The sequence below is a fragment of the Psychromonas sp. genome, assembly GCF_983033635.1.
Genome location: NZ_CEZLMY010000025.1, coordinates 17,515 through 34,028, shown reverse-complemented (window position 1 = coordinate 34,028; position 16,514 = coordinate 17,515). Strand labels below are relative to the sequence as shown.

At 39.1% G+C, this 16,514-nt stretch carries 31 protein-coding genes and 1 tRNA gene; 24 read left to right on the top strand and 8 right to left on the bottom strand.

Features of this window, described 5'->3' with window-relative positions; all coding sequences use genetic code 11:
- The 8 genes from AC4GME_RS05655 to AC4GME_RS05620 form a co-directional block, all read right to left on the bottom strand.
- The coding region (locus tag AC4GME_RS05655) for a hypothetical protein (protein ID WP_490379120.1) at positions 1 to 193 on the bottom strand (193 nt) is incomplete at its 3' end.
- 41 nt (positions 194 to 234) lie between these two features.
- Positions 235 to 768 (bottom strand): single-stranded DNA-binding protein, encoded by a 534-nt coding sequence (gene ssb, locus AC4GME_RS05650; RefSeq protein ID WP_490378640.1) that lies wholly within the window; start codon positions 766 to 768, stop codon positions 235 to 237.
- Positions 769 to 787: 19 nt separating this feature from the next.
- On the bottom strand, positions 788 to 1,543 hold the full coding sequence (locus AC4GME_RS05645) for a hypothetical protein (protein ID WP_490378641.1): 756 nt from the start codon (positions 1,541 to 1,543) through the stop codon (positions 788 to 790).
- 10 nt (positions 1,544 to 1,553) lie between these two features.
- Positions 1,554 to 1,997, bottom strand: coding sequence for a Rad52/Rad22 family DNA repair protein (locus AC4GME_RS05640; RefSeq protein WP_490378642.1), 444 nt, complete (start codon positions 1,995 to 1,997; stop codon positions 1,554 to 1,556).
- 3 nt (positions 1,998 to 2,000) lie between these two features.
- A complete protein-coding gene (locus AC4GME_RS05635) occupies positions 2,001 to 2,144 on the bottom strand; it encodes a hypothetical protein (RefSeq protein WP_490378643.1) in 144 nt (47 codons plus the stop codon).
- A complete protein-coding gene (locus AC4GME_RS05630; RefSeq protein ID WP_490378644.1) occupies positions 2,131 to 2,478 on the bottom strand; it encodes a hypothetical protein in 348 nt (115 codons plus the stop codon). Before AC4GME_RS05630 ends, AC4GME_RS05635 begins: the two co-directional genes overlap by 14 nt.
- Complete coding sequence (locus tag AC4GME_RS05625; RefSeq protein WP_490378645.1) at positions 2,475 to 2,621, bottom strand: hypothetical protein; 147 nt, start codon at positions 2,619 to 2,621, stop codon at positions 2,475 to 2,477. Before AC4GME_RS05625 ends, AC4GME_RS05630 begins: the two co-directional genes overlap by 4 nt.
- Positions 2,622 to 2,792, bottom strand: a complete 171-nt coding sequence (locus tag AC4GME_RS05620; RefSeq protein ID WP_490378646.1) for a hypothetical protein — start codon at positions 2,790 to 2,792, stop codon at positions 2,622 to 2,624.
- A 180-nt stretch (positions 2,793 to 2,972) separates the two neighbouring features.
- Here AC4GME_RS05620 and AC4GME_RS05615 point away from each other — a divergent pair, with 180 nt between their 5' ends.
- The 24 genes from AC4GME_RS05615 to AC4GME_RS05500 all read left to right on the top strand — a co-directional run bounded on the left by AC4GME_RS05615 (position 2,973) and on the right by AC4GME_RS05500 (position 16,402).
- Positions 2,973 to 3,140, top strand: coding sequence for a hypothetical protein (locus AC4GME_RS05615; protein WP_490376467.1), 168 nt, complete (start codon positions 2,973 to 2,975; stop codon positions 3,138 to 3,140).
- A complete protein-coding gene (locus tag AC4GME_RS05610; protein WP_490376468.1) occupies positions 3,137 to 3,760 on the top strand; it encodes a hypothetical protein in 624 nt (207 codons plus the stop codon). The genes AC4GME_RS05615 and AC4GME_RS05610 overlap by 4 nt, the downstream gene beginning before the upstream one ends.
- The gene (locus tag AC4GME_RS05605) at positions 3,757 to 4,080 is read left to right on the top strand and encodes a hypothetical protein (protein WP_490376469.1); all 324 of its coding nucleotides are present in this window, start codon (positions 3,757 to 3,759) and stop codon (positions 4,078 to 4,080) included. The genes AC4GME_RS05610 and AC4GME_RS05605 overlap by 4 nt, the downstream gene beginning before the upstream one ends.
- Positions 4,081 to 4,291: 211 nt before the next feature.
- Positions 4,292 to 4,468, top strand: coding sequence for a hypothetical protein (locus tag AC4GME_RS05600; protein WP_490379119.1), 177 nt, complete (start codon positions 4,292 to 4,294; stop codon positions 4,466 to 4,468).
- Positions 4,469 to 4,840: 372 nt separating this feature from the next.
- Positions 4,841 to 5,020, top strand: coding sequence for a hypothetical protein (locus AC4GME_RS05595; protein ID WP_490379118.1), 180 nt, complete (start codon positions 4,841 to 4,843; stop codon positions 5,018 to 5,020).
- Between the two features lie 585 nt (positions 5,021 to 5,605).
- Entirely contained in the window at positions 5,606 to 5,815 is a 210-nt protein-coding gene (locus AC4GME_RS05590; RefSeq protein WP_490379117.1) for a helix-turn-helix domain-containing protein, read from the top strand.
- A gap of 48 nt (positions 5,816 to 5,863) precedes the next feature.
- Positions 5,864 to 6,823 carry a hypothetical protein gene (locus tag AC4GME_RS05585; RefSeq protein ID WP_490376471.1) on the top strand — a complete coding sequence of 320 codons (960 nt, stop codon included), beginning with the start codon at positions 5,864 to 5,866 and terminating at the stop codon, positions 6,821 to 6,823.
- Positions 6,820 to 7,500, top strand: coding sequence for a hypothetical protein (locus AC4GME_RS05580; RefSeq protein ID WP_490376472.1), 681 nt, complete (start codon positions 6,820 to 6,822; stop codon positions 7,498 to 7,500). The genes AC4GME_RS05585 and AC4GME_RS05580 overlap by 4 nt, the downstream gene beginning before the upstream one ends.
- On the top strand, positions 7,501 to 8,883 hold the full coding sequence (locus AC4GME_RS05575) for a replicative DNA helicase (RefSeq protein WP_490376473.1): 1,383 nt from the start codon (positions 7,501 to 7,503) through the stop codon (positions 8,881 to 8,883).
- A gap of 17 nt (positions 8,884 to 8,900) precedes the next feature.
- Complete coding sequence (locus AC4GME_RS05570) at positions 8,901 to 9,302, top strand: hypothetical protein (protein ID WP_490376474.1); 402 nt, start codon at positions 8,901 to 8,903, stop codon at positions 9,300 to 9,302.
- Between the two features lie 13 nt (positions 9,303 to 9,315).
- The gene (locus AC4GME_RS05565; protein WP_490376475.1) at positions 9,316 to 9,813 is read left to right on the top strand and encodes a phage N-6-adenine-methyltransferase; all 498 of its coding nucleotides are present in this window, start codon (positions 9,316 to 9,318) and stop codon (positions 9,811 to 9,813) included.
- 100 nt (positions 9,814 to 9,913) lie between these two features.
- Positions 9,914 to 10,768, top strand: a complete 855-nt coding sequence (locus tag AC4GME_RS05560; protein WP_490376476.1) for a phosphoadenosine phosphosulfate reductase domain-containing protein — start codon at positions 9,914 to 9,916, stop codon at positions 10,766 to 10,768.
- Positions 10,746 to 10,949, top strand: coding sequence for a hypothetical protein (locus tag AC4GME_RS05555; RefSeq protein WP_490376477.1), 204 nt, complete (start codon positions 10,746 to 10,748; stop codon positions 10,947 to 10,949). Before AC4GME_RS05560 ends, AC4GME_RS05555 begins: the two co-directional genes overlap by 23 nt.
- A gap of 9 nt (positions 10,950 to 10,958) precedes the next feature.
- Positions 10,959 to 11,987, top strand: a complete 1,029-nt coding sequence (locus tag AC4GME_RS05550; protein ID WP_490376478.1) for a hypothetical protein — start codon at positions 10,959 to 10,961, stop codon at positions 11,985 to 11,987.
- Entirely contained in the window at positions 11,987 to 12,538 is a 552-nt protein-coding gene (locus AC4GME_RS05545) for an N-acetylmuramoyl-L-alanine amidase family protein (protein WP_490376479.1), read from the top strand. The genes AC4GME_RS05550 and AC4GME_RS05545 overlap by 1 nt, the downstream gene beginning before the upstream one ends.
- A 437-nt stretch (positions 12,539 to 12,975) precedes the next feature.
- Complete coding sequence (locus AC4GME_RS05540; RefSeq protein ID WP_490376480.1) at positions 12,976 to 13,185, top strand: hypothetical protein; 210 nt, start codon at positions 12,976 to 12,978, stop codon at positions 13,183 to 13,185.
- Between the two features lie 199 nt (positions 13,186 to 13,384).
- Positions 13,385 to 13,588, top strand: coding sequence for a hypothetical protein (locus AC4GME_RS05535; protein ID WP_490376481.1), 204 nt, complete (start codon positions 13,385 to 13,387; stop codon positions 13,586 to 13,588).
- The gene (locus AC4GME_RS05530; protein ID WP_490376482.1) at positions 13,585 to 13,848 is read left to right on the top strand and encodes a hypothetical protein; all 264 of its coding nucleotides are present in this window, start codon (positions 13,585 to 13,587) and stop codon (positions 13,846 to 13,848) included. The genes AC4GME_RS05535 and AC4GME_RS05530 overlap by 4 nt, the downstream gene beginning before the upstream one ends.
- Positions 13,811 to 14,065: a hypothetical protein gene (locus AC4GME_RS05525; protein WP_490376483.1), complete on the top strand. Its 255-nt coding sequence runs from the start codon at positions 13,811 to 13,813 to the stop codon at positions 14,063 to 14,065. Before AC4GME_RS05530 ends, AC4GME_RS05525 begins: the two co-directional genes overlap by 38 nt.
- Positions 14,062 to 14,250 (top strand): hypothetical protein, encoded by a 189-nt coding sequence (locus AC4GME_RS05520; protein WP_490376484.1) that lies wholly within the window; start codon positions 14,062 to 14,064, stop codon positions 14,248 to 14,250. Before AC4GME_RS05525 ends, AC4GME_RS05520 begins: the two co-directional genes overlap by 4 nt.
- 165 nt (positions 14,251 to 14,415) lie before the next feature.
- A complete protein-coding gene (locus AC4GME_RS05515; RefSeq protein ID WP_490376485.1) occupies positions 14,416 to 14,643 on the top strand; it encodes a hypothetical protein in 228 nt (75 codons plus the stop codon).
- A gap of 144 nt (positions 14,644 to 14,787) precedes the next feature.
- Positions 14,788 to 14,863 (top strand) — tRNA-Gly (locus AC4GME_RS05510).
- Positions 14,864 to 15,265: 402 nt separating this feature from the next.
- A complete protein-coding gene (locus AC4GME_RS05505) occupies positions 15,266 to 15,568 on the top strand; it encodes a hypothetical protein (RefSeq protein WP_490376486.1) in 303 nt (100 codons plus the stop codon).
- A 555-nt stretch (positions 15,569 to 16,123) separates the two neighbouring features.
- Positions 16,124 to 16,402: a hypothetical protein gene (locus AC4GME_RS05500; RefSeq protein ID WP_490376487.1), complete on the top strand. Its 279-nt coding sequence runs from the start codon at positions 16,124 to 16,126 to the stop codon at positions 16,400 to 16,402.
- The last annotated feature ends 112 nt before the right edge of the window (positions 16,403 to 16,514 follow it).

Here is a 16,514-nt window from a genome sequence, read left to right as displayed (position 1 = left end):
TAAACCAATGCTCGGTTAGGTGCCTTACATTTCTAATATATTTTTTACCGGTTGAAACGCATTCGCAGTTAAATTTATCTGAATCAGAAGGATTCCAATCTTTTCTTTTTTCAGTTGCATCACTGAACATTGAAACGGTTTCACCAGGTTTAGCGGTTATCCCGGCTTTGCTCCATTTTGTAAATTCACCCATGATAGTCCTTAGGCGGCTATTAACCGCCAGTTAATTAAAAATTAATACGGCGGTGTGTTTGGATCATACGCTGGAGCCGCTTGTTGTGGTGCCGCCTGCTGTACTGGAGCTTGTTGTGGTGCATTTCCCCAGCTAGCCGGTGCTTGTTGCTGAGGTGCCATTTGCGGAGCCTGTTGAGGCGCTTGCTGCATTGGAGCTTGCTGTGCTGGTGCCTGTTGTTGCGTACCACCATCAACTTTATTCAGCATTTCAAGCTTACTATCAAACCCCTGCAAAACAATCTCAGTGCTGTATCGATCCTGTCCGTCTTGAGCTTGCCATTTTCGCGTTTGAAGCTTGCCTTCAATATAAAGTTTAGAGCCTTTTTTAACATACTGAGAAACAATGTCAGCAAGAGGCCCGAACACAGACACCTTGTGCCACTCTGTTTTTTCTTTCTTTTCGCCTGTTTGCTTGTCTTTCCACGTTTCGCTTGTTGCTAGTGAAAAGTTAGCCACTGCATTTCCGTTTGGCATGTATCGCACTTCTGGATCTTTGCCTAAGTTTCCGATTAAAATAACTTTGTTTACTGACATTTTCTATTACTCCGGTTTATTAAAAGTTAATTGTTATGTTCAAAATTGATTTCACACAAAGCGCTTTAACTGTTGCTATCGCTTGCGCTTCTGTTAATCCTGCGTGTTGCATTAGGCTTTGCTTTGCTGCTGTCTTAACGCCTGTTCTGTGTGCTGTATTGGCTTCCCTGGCTGCTTTTTCCTCTGCTAGCCTTTCTACTTCAGCGTTTATCCTTGCTCGCTCGTTTTCTGTTGCTTGCTCAATATCGCGAAGTCTTTTTTCTTCTGCTGCTATCGCGCTACGTTCTGCGTCAATTACAGCCTGCTCTATCGCGTCAGCTTTTAATTGCTCATCTCGTTCATGTTGCTTTGCTGCTGCCTCTGCTTTTTCAACATCGACAATCTTATCATGCATAATTGCAAATTCGTGATCATCTTCAATCTGAATAGCCAAGGCTTTCGCCTCTTCTGCTGCTTTTGCTTCTGCCAGGATTGAGGCTCTTTCTGCTTTGTGTTGATTGATTAAAATCATAAACGGAGCGTTGGCATCTTCAAGGCGTAGCTTTATTGCCGCAGCTTCCGTCTCAACCTTTGATTTATAATTTTTCGATTCATCAATTCGCTTGCGATCAACTTGTTTTAATAGCTGCTGTATATCGTATGCTTTATCTTTTACGAATTTACGCTCTTCTTTATTTTCCATATCAACGTAAAGTCCGTCGTATTTTTTTGCAGCTTCTTCTAACTGTTGAAGATGATCTTCTGTTGTTAGATCCTTAAATATTACTATTTCCATTTTATTTTCCTTATTTTGGCATTGCCCATGATGGCATTTTTGGCGGGTTTGCTATATTTCCATTTTTTAAGTTGCACCATACGTTTGGCAGGTAATACAAGTAGCGACCAACACCCCAAAGAACAGCTGCGCGTTTGAATGCGTCGGAGTATTTGCCTTTTTCACCTTCAACTTGAGTTTCGCCTGCGCCATTGCTACGCCAGACCCACTCATCACCTATTTTCACGCCTATTCGGCAGCATCCATCAAAAGGGTATTCTACCTGCCAATAGTCGCCGCAAACATCATCAAATCGCTTCATTACATCTCTAGCGTCTATATATGCCAGTGCAATTCCAGACGTTGCCTCCCACGGCTTACACTTTAGTTTTTTTGCATTCGTAGCACCTGTTCTCCAATGAACAACGCTTAATGGAAATGGCTGCTTAAGCATACTTGTGATGGATTCAGTCATAACCTACCCCTTACTGCTTTCTATTTGCTGGCGCTCGTACTCACGACCAGCAATTTGCTCTAGTAATTCAATTAAACTTAATCCACGGCGTGATGCTGAGTCTTTTAAAAGATCGTAAACAGCATCTTCAACTTTAATAATCTTCATAAGGTTCTGGCTCCATGTTATCAGCAAAATCAGCTGCGATTTCATCACAAAACTCTTCAAGCTGAGTATTTAATTTATCTTTAAGCAATGTCCCACCACTCAAGAATTCAGCAAAAAGGTGCGCATCAATTTCCATGTCAGCGATAAAGTCAGACAGCTCATGCTTGTTACCTGAGTTATCTTTAAAAAACGGAGCGTCCTCACCTAGCTTAAAGTCAAGAATTGCTTCCTGTATTTCTGCTGATTTATCAGCAATAAACTCACACTTCGCATCTTCCTGCGCTTGCTGTTTTTCGTACTGTCTTAATGCGTATAAATTTCCGTCAGTATTCATAATAATCCTCCAATTAATGCCACAGTAACCCAGGTTAAAGCGATAAGCCCAATCAATGACAATGCTTCAACTGCTAATGTAAACCAGCCCTTCGCTCTAAGCTCGCGCTTTCTTGCTGGTGAAAGTTGAAAATATTTTCTCATCTACTCGCCCTCTTCAATAGCACGAATTGCATTTTGCAGATAAACCTTTGATTGCTGCATGTGACGTTTACAAAGAGAGTCTGCGATTGGACCACGAAGGATCGCAGATTTATTATCTCGCAATGCATGGTTAAGCTGGCCTAAAATTACTGCCTTAGTTGAACTATTCATTTTCGATTTCCTTGTGGTTGCTGATGGGTTTCCGCTGTTGATGAGTGAATAGTAATACCATTCAAATTAAAGGTCAAGTAAAATACTCAAATAATTTTAAAGTAATTTTCAAATAAAATTTGACTATATATGTGCACTGGAGTAATCTTAAAAGAATCAAACAACAACGGAGATATTTAAATGGCGTTAAAGCAGGTTCACATATTAGGGCACGCAGAAGATAAACTGCAAAAGTTAGTTAACTCAAGAAAAGAGGCTAAAAAGCTAGGCGAAACAAAGTCAGCTAATCGCCAGGACATTGTTGCAGATGCAATTGCATTACTTTTCAAGAAGGAAATTAAGCAATGAGCGCATTTGTAAAAATACCAGCAAGCAAGCGCTCCATGGCAAGAAGAGGGCTTGTTTGCGGAATTGGAGTTAACGACTCCGATTATAAAACAAGCAATTTAATTAACGGAATAGAGGTTAGGTGTCCTGCTTACATGAGGTGGAAGCACATGCTTAAGCGATGCTATAGCAAAAAATTCCAAGAAAGCCGACCTACATACATTGGCTGCTATGTTTGCGAGGAGTGGTTGACATTCTCAAACTTTGAAAGGTGGTTCAATGAAAATAACGTTGATGGCTACCAGTTGGATAAAGACATAATAAAAAACGGAAACAAATGCTATTCACCGAGTAAGTGCCTTTTTGTGCCATCAGCTATAAACAGCTTGCTTGTGGATTGTCGCGCAAGAAGGGGCGAGTTCCCTATAGGTGTTTGCGCTGACAAAAGAAGGGGTAATTACATTGCTCAAATTGCAATAGACTCAAAGCGCAAGTCCATAGGAAGCTTTTTAACTCCAGAAGATGCACATAATGCTTATGTCTCGGCGAAAAATTCTGAAATACTAAGAAAATGCGATCAATATCCAGAATTCGCGAAATACTTAATAAATCATTTGCTGACAATAGAGGAATCAAAATGAACCAACAAGATTTAGAGCTGGCAAAAAAGATCGCTGAGATTGAGGGTGTTGATTATGATATCGAAGCAAGCGATTCTGGAATTATGTTTATTACGCATTATTACATGGGGGATCCTATGTGTTCAGAATACAACCCATTCGACTGGTCTATTCTCGGTCCGTTGATGCTTAAGCATGGAGTGAGCCTTATACAAAACGGTAACGGAGATAATCATATGTTCTTTATGGGGAGTGATAACGACATTGATATTTGTGTTACAGATAAACAAGAAATCCCACGGACAATTCTCGAATGTATTGTTAAATCACAGGAGAAGTAATATGCCATGCGTGATTAAATATGACCATTATGACGGCGAAAAACTACCAAGATACAAAGTAATAACATGGTGTGGAAAGAAACCATCAAACTGGATGTTTCAGGACGCACAACACGCAGCGCTAGCAGATAAACCAATATGTAACAGCTGTAAAAAGGCGATTAAAGACGCTTTAAATTAACCACACTTAACAATAAATAACGGAGGCACCATGAGCAAACAAAAACAATGCATCAATTGCAAGTTCGCCGAAAAGCCTAATCAAAACTCAGCTTGCAATCATAAAGTTAAATACCCGCTTATAGACGTTGTTGAAATGAAATATAGCGGAAGTGGCTTACCTTACTGTGACGGTTTCAAGCAAAAGTATCAAGGTGGTAAGCGATGAGCAATCAAAAAATTCAAACTAAGCGCTCACAACTAAATAAATACAAGTGGGAAGCTCGCGTTAATCATGCTATTAGGGTGCTTAATAAATCCAAGTATTACAAGTTTAAATCAAGGGGTGAGTGATATGAACATGAAGAGAATTGTAATGCTGTCATCGGCCATGTACTCAATAGGTCTTGCAGCTGCAAGGGCAGATGAGCAAATTAAGGCGTTTGACATCTCAATGTACACTAACGAGAGATCAAGGAAAGGCATGCCAGAATTGCCATACACACAAACATATCAGCCAAAGCTAAATAGCAAAAGTAAGCGATGGTAAACAAATAACAACCAACCAGCCAGTGTAAAAGCTGGCGTCACTTAGGAGTGAATGAAGATGAAAAAGCCGATTGGTTACGCGATGATAAACGGAATAAAAACAGATGTGTTTGACTATGAAATACAATGCAACAGGTTAAATCAGTTAATACCAAACACACCAATAAAAGCGAAACTAAGTGATAACTCATGGGTTGCGATAGACAAGCAAGAGCTGTGGGAGTATGTATAGAGCCAACCAACAACATAAGGAAGATAGAAGATGAGCATATTCCAATGCGAGAAATGCGGATGCGCAGAAAATACAGCGTGCAGCATGTTTCACTGTAGAAATAGTGAAAGATTGATGCACAAGCTAGATTTAGGCAAGAAACTTTGCTCCGCTTGTGTAAGTGGGACTTTTGCAAGTGGCGAGCCGAATAAGTACGGAAAGTGGCACAATAGATTTAAACGGACTTACCTGCCAAAAGGTGAATTCATCACAAATGATCAAGGTAACATTGAGCATATAAAAAGTGGCTTGATTGGAAATGAAGCTTACAAGAAGTACGGAAGCGACACGGAGATAAACAAATAACCACCAGCCGCCTAGAGCGGCTTTTTTGTGTGCGTAAAACTCAATTTGAAGATCACCTACAAAGCCTATAAACACTTGGGCTACAGCAAGATTATCGCTAGCCTGGTAATCGGCAAACGCAAAAATTAAAATTTGAGTTTGCCTATAAACTTATTACATTTTAAAAATATGCCCATTTAAATGTTGTAGCTATTGTTCCTATTTGGTACTATTGTATAACCTAATAAATAGAGAGGTCTTATGAACGTAACAGCTGGATTTAAAATTATCATGCTTCGGTATGGCGTAAACGCTTCTGAACTTGCAAAGCGCAAAGGTATCAGTTGTAGAGCCATAAACAAGGCTATAGGGAGCGATAGCATCAAGAAGATGGAAACTATCAAAGATTACTGTGACGCTATAGGCTGCCCTGTTTCGGAGCTTATGAGCGAAGCAGAGAAATGTAAATAAAGCCTGCTCGACACAGGCAATCACTTTTATATACGGAGTAATTATAGCATGAATATTAAACAAACATGGTCGAAAGTTAAGGAACTTAAAAGTTCAGATTCTGATGTTAAAAAATATATTTTTGAAAAAGATGATGCGATTGCTGAGGCTGTTCTTTATAAATATGGAACATTTGAATCAAGAACTGTTATGTGTATCAGTACTCAAACGGGTTGCCCTATGGGTTGTACATTCTGTGGTACTGGTAAATTCTTCGGCCGCAACTTAACATCTCTCGAAATCGTATCACAGGTTAAGCACATGATTTCTGAAAATGATATTGAACCATCTGAAGTTAAAAAGATGCAAATTATGGTTATGTCAATGGGTGAGCCTATTCTTAATATTCAATGTGTATCAGATGCATTCCATATATTCAATAAGATTGCACCTCATGCAGATCTATTAATTAGCTCTGCCGCACCAAAAACAGATCGTGGTTGGAGTTGTTTGCTAGAATTAGCAACATTAATACCTAAAGTTGGTTTACAGTTCAGCGTTCATGAGTCTACCGATGCGGCACGTGATCAAATCATGCCTATGAAAGCAAAACTATCACTTGAAGAAATTGCAATCATGGGGATTATGTTCTTTAAAACTACTGGTCGTAAACCATATTTTAATTATTGTGTTCACGGAAATAACAATTCAGATGATGATGTAATGCGTTTACGTATGTTATTTGATCCGCGAATCTGGGAAGCTACACTATCTGTCATATGTGAAGCTGATGAAACCATGTCAGACGCTGTTTCAAGTCAGGTTGACATGGTAATTGCATTTAGTGGGAAACTAGTTGAAAAGGGCTTTAACACTCGCGTTTTCGATCCGGCTGGACAGGATGATATTGGAGGCGGTTGTGGGCAATTATGGGCCGTACAAGAATTTGCAAAAAATAATGTGAATTTCAAGCAATCAAGCGGAAATAAAATATTATGCAAAACAGATTTAACAGAGGTTAAACGATGAGCGCTAAATATACGTTTCTAGCATGGGACACACCGATAGATAACGCACCATTAAAGCTTGCATTGCTTCAACTTGCTAACAACGCTGATGATGATGGGTTTAGCTATTACTCAATATCAAAAATGGCTTTATCTTGCGGGATGAGCGACAGAACATTTATGCGTAAAATATCAGAACTTGAAAAAATGGATGTTTTAACGGTTGAGCGAAGACCTAATCGACCATCACTTTATACATTAATCGGTGATGAAATGGGGGTGTCACTGTGTCACTTACAAGAAGTTGAGGTGACAGAGAGTCATGCTGAGGTGACAGAGAGTCACTTAGTAGGTGACAGTGTGTCACACGATCTTAACAGTACTCCTAACATCAATCCTAAAAGTACTAGTAGTCCGCGCATTGATTACAAGCTAATAATGTCTCATTACAATAAAAAGATGCCACACAAGCCAATCAAAAAAATGACAGACACAAGGAAGGCGCTAGTTAAAAAAGTAATGTCTAAAAGCGGCGCTGATATTGAAACGTTACTTGCTTTTATAGATCATGTGGCTGAGTCTCCAGAATGGAAGTGGACAAGAGAATCTAATGTAGGGAAAAACGGGGTTAATTACCACCCTAAAACTTTTGACTACTACATGACAGAAGATAACTTAATTAAAGCTATGGAGGACTAAATGAGAATTAACACTGGGCAATACGAGTTTGATTTAATAACAGCTGTATTATCAACAAAGGACTTGATTAAACGGTCAACAGTGATTGATAAACTAACGGTTGATATGTTCGGTAATCAAAACACACAAAGAGCTTGGGATGCGATCAAACAGCTTCACGATGAGCAGCAGATTGTAGATGTTGTTGGCGTATCTAGCAGAATGGGCAGCGACAATGATTTGCTTTGGCTGGCTGACATTATGGGCGGCTCTTCTGCGCAACCTTCAAATATAATCGGGTATGCAAAAAGAGTTAGACAATCTTCATATCTAATGGAGGCTCGTAGGCGCTCTGTAGAAGCTTTAAAGGTGATAGATGAACTATCAGACATAACCCAAGTTGAAACTGTTGCTGGTTCGATTGAAAGCTTATTTGATGGGTTGTTACTTGAGACTAGCGACAAGAAACCGCAGAGCTTTAAGGAAGTGGCGAAAGAGTACGTTGTTAAGATACAAGAAAAAGCGCAAGGCATGGACGAAAATCACGTTGTATTAACTGGTATAACAGATTTAGATCAAAACACTGGCGGATTTAACAAAACCGATTTAGTGCTTGTAGGCGGAACACCAGGAAGCGGCAAGACGGAATTTAGCATTAAAATATTACGTGGCGTTGTTAAAAGTGGACTTGGCGCGTTAATGTTCAGTCTTGAGATGTCAAATCATCAAGTTGTTGAGCGAGCAATAAGTGGCGAGTCCCAATTGCCAGTGTCAAATCTTAGAAACCCATTACTGTTAAACAATAACAATGGGTGGAAGATGATGGAGAACGGGCTTGGAGCTCTTGTAGATAAGAATTTTTACATGACTGATCAAGCTGGTTTAACTGTTGAATCGATAATGGCAACAGCCAAACGCCACAAGCAAGACCATCCAGACCTGTCGTGCATTGTTGTGGATTACGCTGGGCTACTTCAATTGCCGAAAGAGTCTCGCCACGATATAGCGTTAGGCACTGTAAGCAGAAAGTTAAAGCAGCTAGCGAAGGACATTGAAACCCCAGTTGTTTTATTGACACAGTTAAATAGTAAAAACATTAACGCAAGACCTGTTAATGATCGCGAACCTGTCGCCTCAGATATTAAAGACAGCTCACGCCTAGAGGATGACGCCGATTTAATCTTGCTTTGTCACAGACAGTTTACCCATGACGAGAACTCACACAACATAGCACAGATAATACTTGCAAAAGCACGGCATGCTATCAAAGGTGTAAATGTTTACTTTAGGTTTATTGACGGGCATTTTGTGCCAACATCTCAAGATATGGCATCAAATGAGATTGAGCAATACAAAAACAAATCAAAGCCAGTTGAGTATAAAAAATCAAGTAAATTAAATTAACAAAAAGGAGCTTAAAAATGGCTGAGTACAGCACTATAGTAAGCACAAGAAAGATAGCCGATTCGATAACGCTTGATACTGAATTCACAGTTGAGAACTTGCAAGATGCAATTTTAGAAAAGGTTGGCGTTGATATGGAAGAGCACGCGCTTAGAGGTCGTCTAAGAGCTTTTCAGAAGAAAGGCTTAGTAATTCGTGTTAAACACTCTCCCGCCGTTTACAGCGTTGATGGTGAGCAGTATATGGGGCTGATTGAGTTACATGAGCAATTGATTGAAGAGAAGGTAACCAGAGGCAAAAGCAAGTCAAAACCACGAGGTAGACCACCGGTAGAGCCTTGCGATACAGAGCGTAGAACCTGGGGGCAGCGAATAACAGCAAAGCCAGGTGATACAGTTTTAATGATTAGCGCAATTTAAAAAGGAAATTGAGATGAATACAGAACATAAAAGCAACACTTCAGAGGTCATAAGGGATTTATATCAAACTCCTAAGCAGTTATTTGAGACGTTAGATCTTGAGTTTGGATTCAATTGCGATATTGCTTCTAGTGATGAAAATCATTTTTGTGAAGATTGGATTACGCAAGAGGAAAATGCATTAAAATATGGTCGATCATGGGGTGGTGTTAATTGGTGCAACCCACCGTATTCAAATATTATGCCATGGGTTGAAGCAACGATTCTAAAGCACAAGCAAGGTATAACAACAGTCATGCTAGTACCGGCAGACACTTCGGTTAAATGGTTTAAAGAAGCGTTTGATAGCTGTAACGAGGTTCGGTTTATTAGCGGTCGATTAAGCTTTATTAACGCTGAAACTCAAAAGCCAGTAAGCGGGAATAACAAAGGATCTGTTTTATTTATATGGCGAGCTTATGCAAAGGGTCATTGCGTTACTTTGGTAGATCGCTCTGATTTTAATTTGTGATAAAAGAAAAGCTATCAATAACAACATAACCATAGAAATAAACGATTGGTATTAGCTGGAGTGTTGGATAATACTTCAGTTAACCAAAAAGGAGAATGAAATGGAATATTTGCAAGCAAATAGCGGCGGGAATGATTCGATTGCAAACATGCAATTGATGTATGAAAAAGGCTTAGACTTTGGTGTTGTTTACAATAACACTGGATGGGCGCGCAAGGATTGGCCAGAAAGAATAAAGCAAGTTGCTGACTGGTGCTTTGCTCGCGGCATTACTTTCTTTGAAACTAAATCGGAAGGTATGGAGGCATTAGTAAAACGCAAAAAGGGCTGGCCGATGCCAGCAAGCGCAATGCAGTTTTGCACAAGCGAGCTAAAAGAAAAGCCAACTCTTGAATTACTGGATAGAATTGATGCTAATTGCGAGTTAACCATTGTCACAGGCAGAAGGCGCGAAGAGTCACAAAACCGTCGAGACCTTGCTCAACATCAAGATGAATCGCCAAAACACGGCGGTCGTGATGTGTGGAACCCTCTTTACCTGCATGATGAAGCTATGCGTGATGAGCTAATAAAACGAGCAGGATTTGAAGTGTTGCCGCACTCATCAATGGAGTGCTATCCATGTGTTTGCGCAAATAAAACTGATTTAGGATGCATGGCTAAAAATGATCCGCGAATAGATGAAATAGAAAAGATTGAAATTGAAATGGGATTCACTAGAAACGAGAAGCCTAGAACAATGTTTCGCCCTTATCGTGTTGGCGGCGGTGTTGGGGTAAGGATGGCTATTGAATGGGGTCATGGTAAGCGCGGATTTAAAGCTCCGTTTGTGCCAGAAGCTTACATTTTCAAAGGCGATGCAACTGAAAGCGACAGTGATATTGCTTACGATGAAAACACAAAAGAAGGTCGTGAGTTTGCTAGGCAGTGTGATGGTGGATATTGCGGCAGTTAACCAAGGGGCATTTATGAAAAGCGGCGATAAAGTTAAAGTAATAAGAGAATCTAACAATCTTTATTTTGACCAAGTTATCGAAGTGATGGAGGTTGTTGATAAATACAGAATTAAGATTGAATCTGGATTTATGCGGAAAACAATTTCTAAATCAGATGTTCAAGAAATTCATTTAAATTAAGGATGTAACATGAAACTAACAAGTAAAGATATACAGTGGGCAGATGACATGAAGTGGGCTACTGTTGGCATGTTTTCTGATACGGTTCACAGTCAATCAGTCGATGCCTACCTAAAAGTGCCATCATTGCAATACGTAGTTGAGCGCAAAGAGCAGGAAGATAAGCAGCAAAAGATTGTTGATGCTGTTAACCAATACAAAGCAATTTACCCATTCGCTTTAAGCGGTCAGATGTTTACTGGAAATGGCCGAGATAAAATAAACGGATACGAATTCAACCAATGCGTTAAAGAAATGAGCGAGCACAACATATCACAAGGAGATTTCATGGATTATCGCGAAGGTGCTAAAGAGCAATTACAGCCAAAGCAAAAACCTGTTGAGTTGGTTGGTGAAATAGAAAGGACAGTTTACGGCATTGGATATCTTGGCAGTGGACGCAATATTGCCTTCGCATCCGGAAAGCCTTCAAAATCATATTCCACATGGTCAAATATGTTAAAGAGGTGTTATTGCGAAGCGTCACTAATAGCTAGACCAACATACGCAGGGTGTTATGTGTGCGACGAATGGCACAACTTTCAGAATTTTGCTGAATGGTTTGACACTAACTATGTAGAAGGGTTTCATTTGGATAAGGATACGCTAGTTGATGGCAATAAGATTTATTCACCTGCGACATGTGTATTTATATCCCATGCAGATAACAACATAAAGGCGAGAGCTAAAAGCTACAAGCTGGAACATAAGGATTATGGTGTTGTTGATATTTACAATCTTCATGCTTTTTGCAAAAAAATGAGACTGAATTCAAGTCACATGAACTCAGTAAGCAGTGGTAAAAGGAAGTCTCACAAGGGGTGGACAAAACCAGAAACACCAGAGCAAAAAGCAGCGAGAGAGCGTGAAGAATTGGCTATCGCTCTATATCAAATATCCGATTCAATTAACTGCTGGAAGGCTGCATATAGTTACCATAAAGAAATATTTTACAAGCTAGCTGACGCAGGCGTAAAACTACCAGAAGGAAATGAATAATGAAAAAAGTAGCGTTAATAATCGGGCACAATGAAGCTAGTCAGGGTGCATCAAATAAAAACAGTGGCGTATCTGAGTTTATGTTTAATGAAACTCTAGCGATGAAAATAGCAGATTTGTTAGTTGCGAGTGGAATCAGACCTTTTGTGGTTTATCGTGACGGAACTTACGAAGAGTTGCCGGCGCATGTAAATTTAACTGAGGCGGATATTGCAATCTCATTACATTGCAACGCGTTTAATAAAAAGCAAAATGGCAGTGAAACGCTTTACTATGTTAAAAGTAAAAATGGTAAGCGATTAGCTGGGTTGATTCAAAATGAAATTGTTAAATGCCTTAGATTGCACGATAGAGGTTTAAAGCCTTGCAACGTTGCTCACGAAGGCAAAGCAGGCGACCGTGGCGGGCATCTATTGAAATATACAGATATGCCTTGCGCGATAGCTGAGCCGTTTTTTATTGATTGCGATAAATCGCTAGCACTGGCTCAAAATAAAATTGACGAGCTAGCAAAGGCTTATGTCAGCGCTATAATTCGTTACTACAATTAAAATCTAGCTGAATCTTTAGCGCTTAACGCACTATGAAATCATACATCACATAAACTATAGAAGGTAATAAATATGTATATCAAAGGATTTTCAATCTCAGACACTAAAAAAAGTTTCCCAACTCAGGATCATTATTGCATTGCTTACCATGACCCTAAGTCTATAACTTGGTCATGGTGCATTTGGTGGACCCCTCCGTGGCGATATAAAAACAGAACGCACATGACAAAGTTAAGGCATAGATTGCTTGGAAGTTATAGCATTTCCAAGCAAGAAAAAATGATGTATTAGCCGAATTATATTGCCAGCGCTTATAACACTATATTATAAGCGCTAATTTTCTTATAATAAATCAATCTTGCAATTAATCTTAATTTGTGATATGGAATATTGAAGCTATGCTATACTCATAGTATATAAATGAAAAGGGGGTTATTATGAAAGTATCAAATAATACAGTTTTAGCTCTGCCTGCAAGGTTGATGAATATGCTTAAAAAAACTAAAGTCTTTGTAATTTGCGATAGCATAAATAGCACCTGGGATATCATGTCTATGGATAGAAATTGCATATTTTACGGAACAGTTGAGCAAGTGGAAGAGTGGCTTGTTGAGCATTCAAGTACACACGAGGAGCAAATATCATGAGAAGATGCGGAAACACCAACATAGCTGAGTTTACTGGCGCTTGCCCACGTTGTGGCGAGAAGTTTAGGGCTTATCCTCATGAGGTTGATAACGTTGTTGAGAATCTTGACGTTAATTCAACCAAGCCAAAATATTCAAAGCAAACTTGCACGCAATGTAATAGTGATGAGTTGGTTTTAATACTTAACAAAGGATAAATATGAAAAATTTGTATGAAGATAAAGACGGTAAAACATGCGCCGCAAAAGTTGCATTCATGTTAACAGTGCTAACCTGTCTCGGTAAAATTTGGCTGGCCAGCTACACTGGAGATGTGATTGATTACAATGGTATGGCTGTGTTAATTGGGGCTTCTGGTGCTATTTATTTTGGAAGGAACCACACAAAGGCGGGTGGGAAATGATTGGCTTATTTAGCGGAATTTGGTCAAAGGTCGCAGCTGCATTTGCTTTTATAGCTGGTGGATTTTGGTTGGTAATTTCATTTCAAGCTAAAAAAATATCGAGGTTAAAGCATGAAAATAAAACGATACATAAAAAAAGTGAAATGCAGACGGAACAAGCAGAGTTTAAAGAGGGTGTTATTTCAGATGAGCAGGAAGAAATACTAAAGGAGGTTAAAAAAGATGAAGAAATCACTATCGATGTTATTAATAACCTTTAGTTTAAGCGCTTGCTCTACAGTTGAAGTTATTCACGCGCCGGTTGGCTGCCTAGGGCAGCCAACAGCAACCCTTAACTTCACTAAACTTGAGTTTGACGCAATGACCAACGGATCAAAGAAAAAGCTTGTGGTGTTCGCTAAGACGCTTAGGGCGCGAATTTATGCACAATGCAAAGTTAACCATAATCACGATAAGTTACATGAAGGTGTAAAATGAGCAGGACAAGGCATCATAAAAACCAAAAGCATCAGCACAACGGGCATGAATACGGCTCGAAGTTAAAATGCAATAAACATTATGGCAATTCTTATGGCGTTGATGGTAGAGATTTAGGCGATAGCGAAAGGCGCAACGAAGAAAGGCATATTATAATCGAAGAGCTAAAAGAGATTTACGATTAATCTCTAATTATTGATAGTTTTAAACGATTGGAGTTAATTTCAATTGTGGACGATAATAGATTCATTAGAGAATTCCCGCTACCTTGGGAGCGTGCAGCCGAAAGGCAAATAGAGGTTTGGTCAGCCTGACGCAGAAAGTGACTTTAACTTTTAATGGGGAAGATTATGGGCAGCGAATATTTTAAAAGGGTGACTTATTTACTATTAGATGGGTGGGATGTTGAGGCCGCGTCTTTATACGACGAAGACGGGGTAGAGGGTTGGAAATGGACGCATCATACAAATTTTAATGAGTTCTATGAAACTGGTTTATGGGATGAGCTTCCAGCTTTACCTGAAGAGCTAGAGCAGATAGCTGATTCTTTAATTAACAAGGTTAATTGCAATACGTGAAGTAAAGAGTATAATTGGTAGTGCAGCGTGATGGCTGTTTGAATTGAAATTAGATAGAGGGTTTAGTTTGTGATCTCGGTGGGCTTTTGGTCTATCTATTTCGCCCCTCCATCAACGGGGTTACATACTAAGCCCTTTTTTTATGCGTTATTAGCTCAGATGGTAGAGCAGTAGATTTCCAATCTAAATGTCATCGGTTCGATTCCGATATAACGCTCCAACCTTTCAAATATCCTCACAATGCCGTGTCTTTATAAAGCGGTTTACCACGACAAACTAAATCCATGTTTAAGCATCAAAGCTTTTGCGATATTGCTATATAAACTAAACTGTAATTAAATCTATGCTCTGCTTGCCCTTTGCAACATAGTCCCAATTTTGAGCCGTGTTTTACGGATCAGGTTTAACAGAATATCGTTAGACAAGCTTTAGAAATAAAGTTGGTGGGGGAAAGTTTAGTACCCGTCTAAGTAATTAGACCAATTTGATAGATATAGTTATTTTATAGCTCGCTAGATAGGCAATTACTTCAAGCTTAGATAGTTATCAGATGGGGGAAAAAGGGTTTACTGTAAGTTTAATTCACCAAAGAGTATTAATTAACTAAATAAAGGATAAGATGATGGAATTCGAAAAGAGCGACAAATTAAATAAGCACACAATAGAATCAAATAACCTGCTTGTTGATAAACACACTGGCAGAGTAGTTGCTGCGTTTTATAATGATTACGACTTAGATCATGTAATCGACTGTAGTGAAAAAGCTATAACTGAAAACAAACAACCTAAAATAATACAGTTTTCAACTATGCCTAATGATGCTTACTACCAAGGTATGATTATTGGTCTAGGTGATGACGGGGTGCTTTATGCGCAATCTAATGAGGGGTGGGAAGTTTACGTACCACTTGAATTTAAAAAATAAATACATTAACCATTTAATAAACAAGAGAGGTAAGTATGAAAGAGCTAAACTTTAATATAGATGTTCTTTGCTGTAACTTATTCATAAAGCATAAAAAACTGTATTTAACAAAACCAAAATTTTCAATCTTAAACGCAATGCTCTCAAGAGACACGAAGCTCGACAATGTAAATTTGGCGCATGGAAAGCTTAGAGGTATGAAAAGAATATCAAAGCGAAAGTACGGAACTTACAACAAAGCAATAGATGGAGTTAAAGTATTTAAATGCTTCCGTTGGCTTGATTGGTCAAAGTAAATTATTAACTAGATAAGGAAGTAAGATGACAGAAGTAGACTTAAAACACTTCGATGAAATATTTGGAAAGGACACTAAGCCTCCTTTATTTGATAAATAGACTATGATTAGATAAAATAGGATATTAACTAATCATAGGGCGCTATTATGCTGGAGTGGCTAGCGCAAAATAAAGATACGATAGTCTACTTAGCAACGTTGATAACTCTCGCGTATAACTGGCTAGGCGTTATCATAAAAAAGATAAGGCAATCAAACGATGAACACAGCGCAAACAACTCAGCACATTTTAACGGGTGCAACTCTTGGCGGCGGCATGTTGGAGTGGCTTACAGTAAACTCAAGCGCGGTGACTGCGTTAGCTGTAGTCGCAACTGCTGTGACATCGATAGGGTTCGGCTATTGGAATGCAAGAAGCAACAGCGAGAGAAACAAGGTTAACCGGCGAGATATAACAGAAGCAATCTTCAAGGACTTAGAAAAGTCTGGTAAGTCTCAGGATTACATTGAGGATTTGCGCTATTCAATAAGGGATTAACTATGGTTAAGGATATTATATGCATTGTGCTTTTATTATTCTGCACAGTGACGGCATTGAAAGATGTTGCAAGAATAAATTCAAGACGAGCTCAACAGCAAAGAATTAGAAC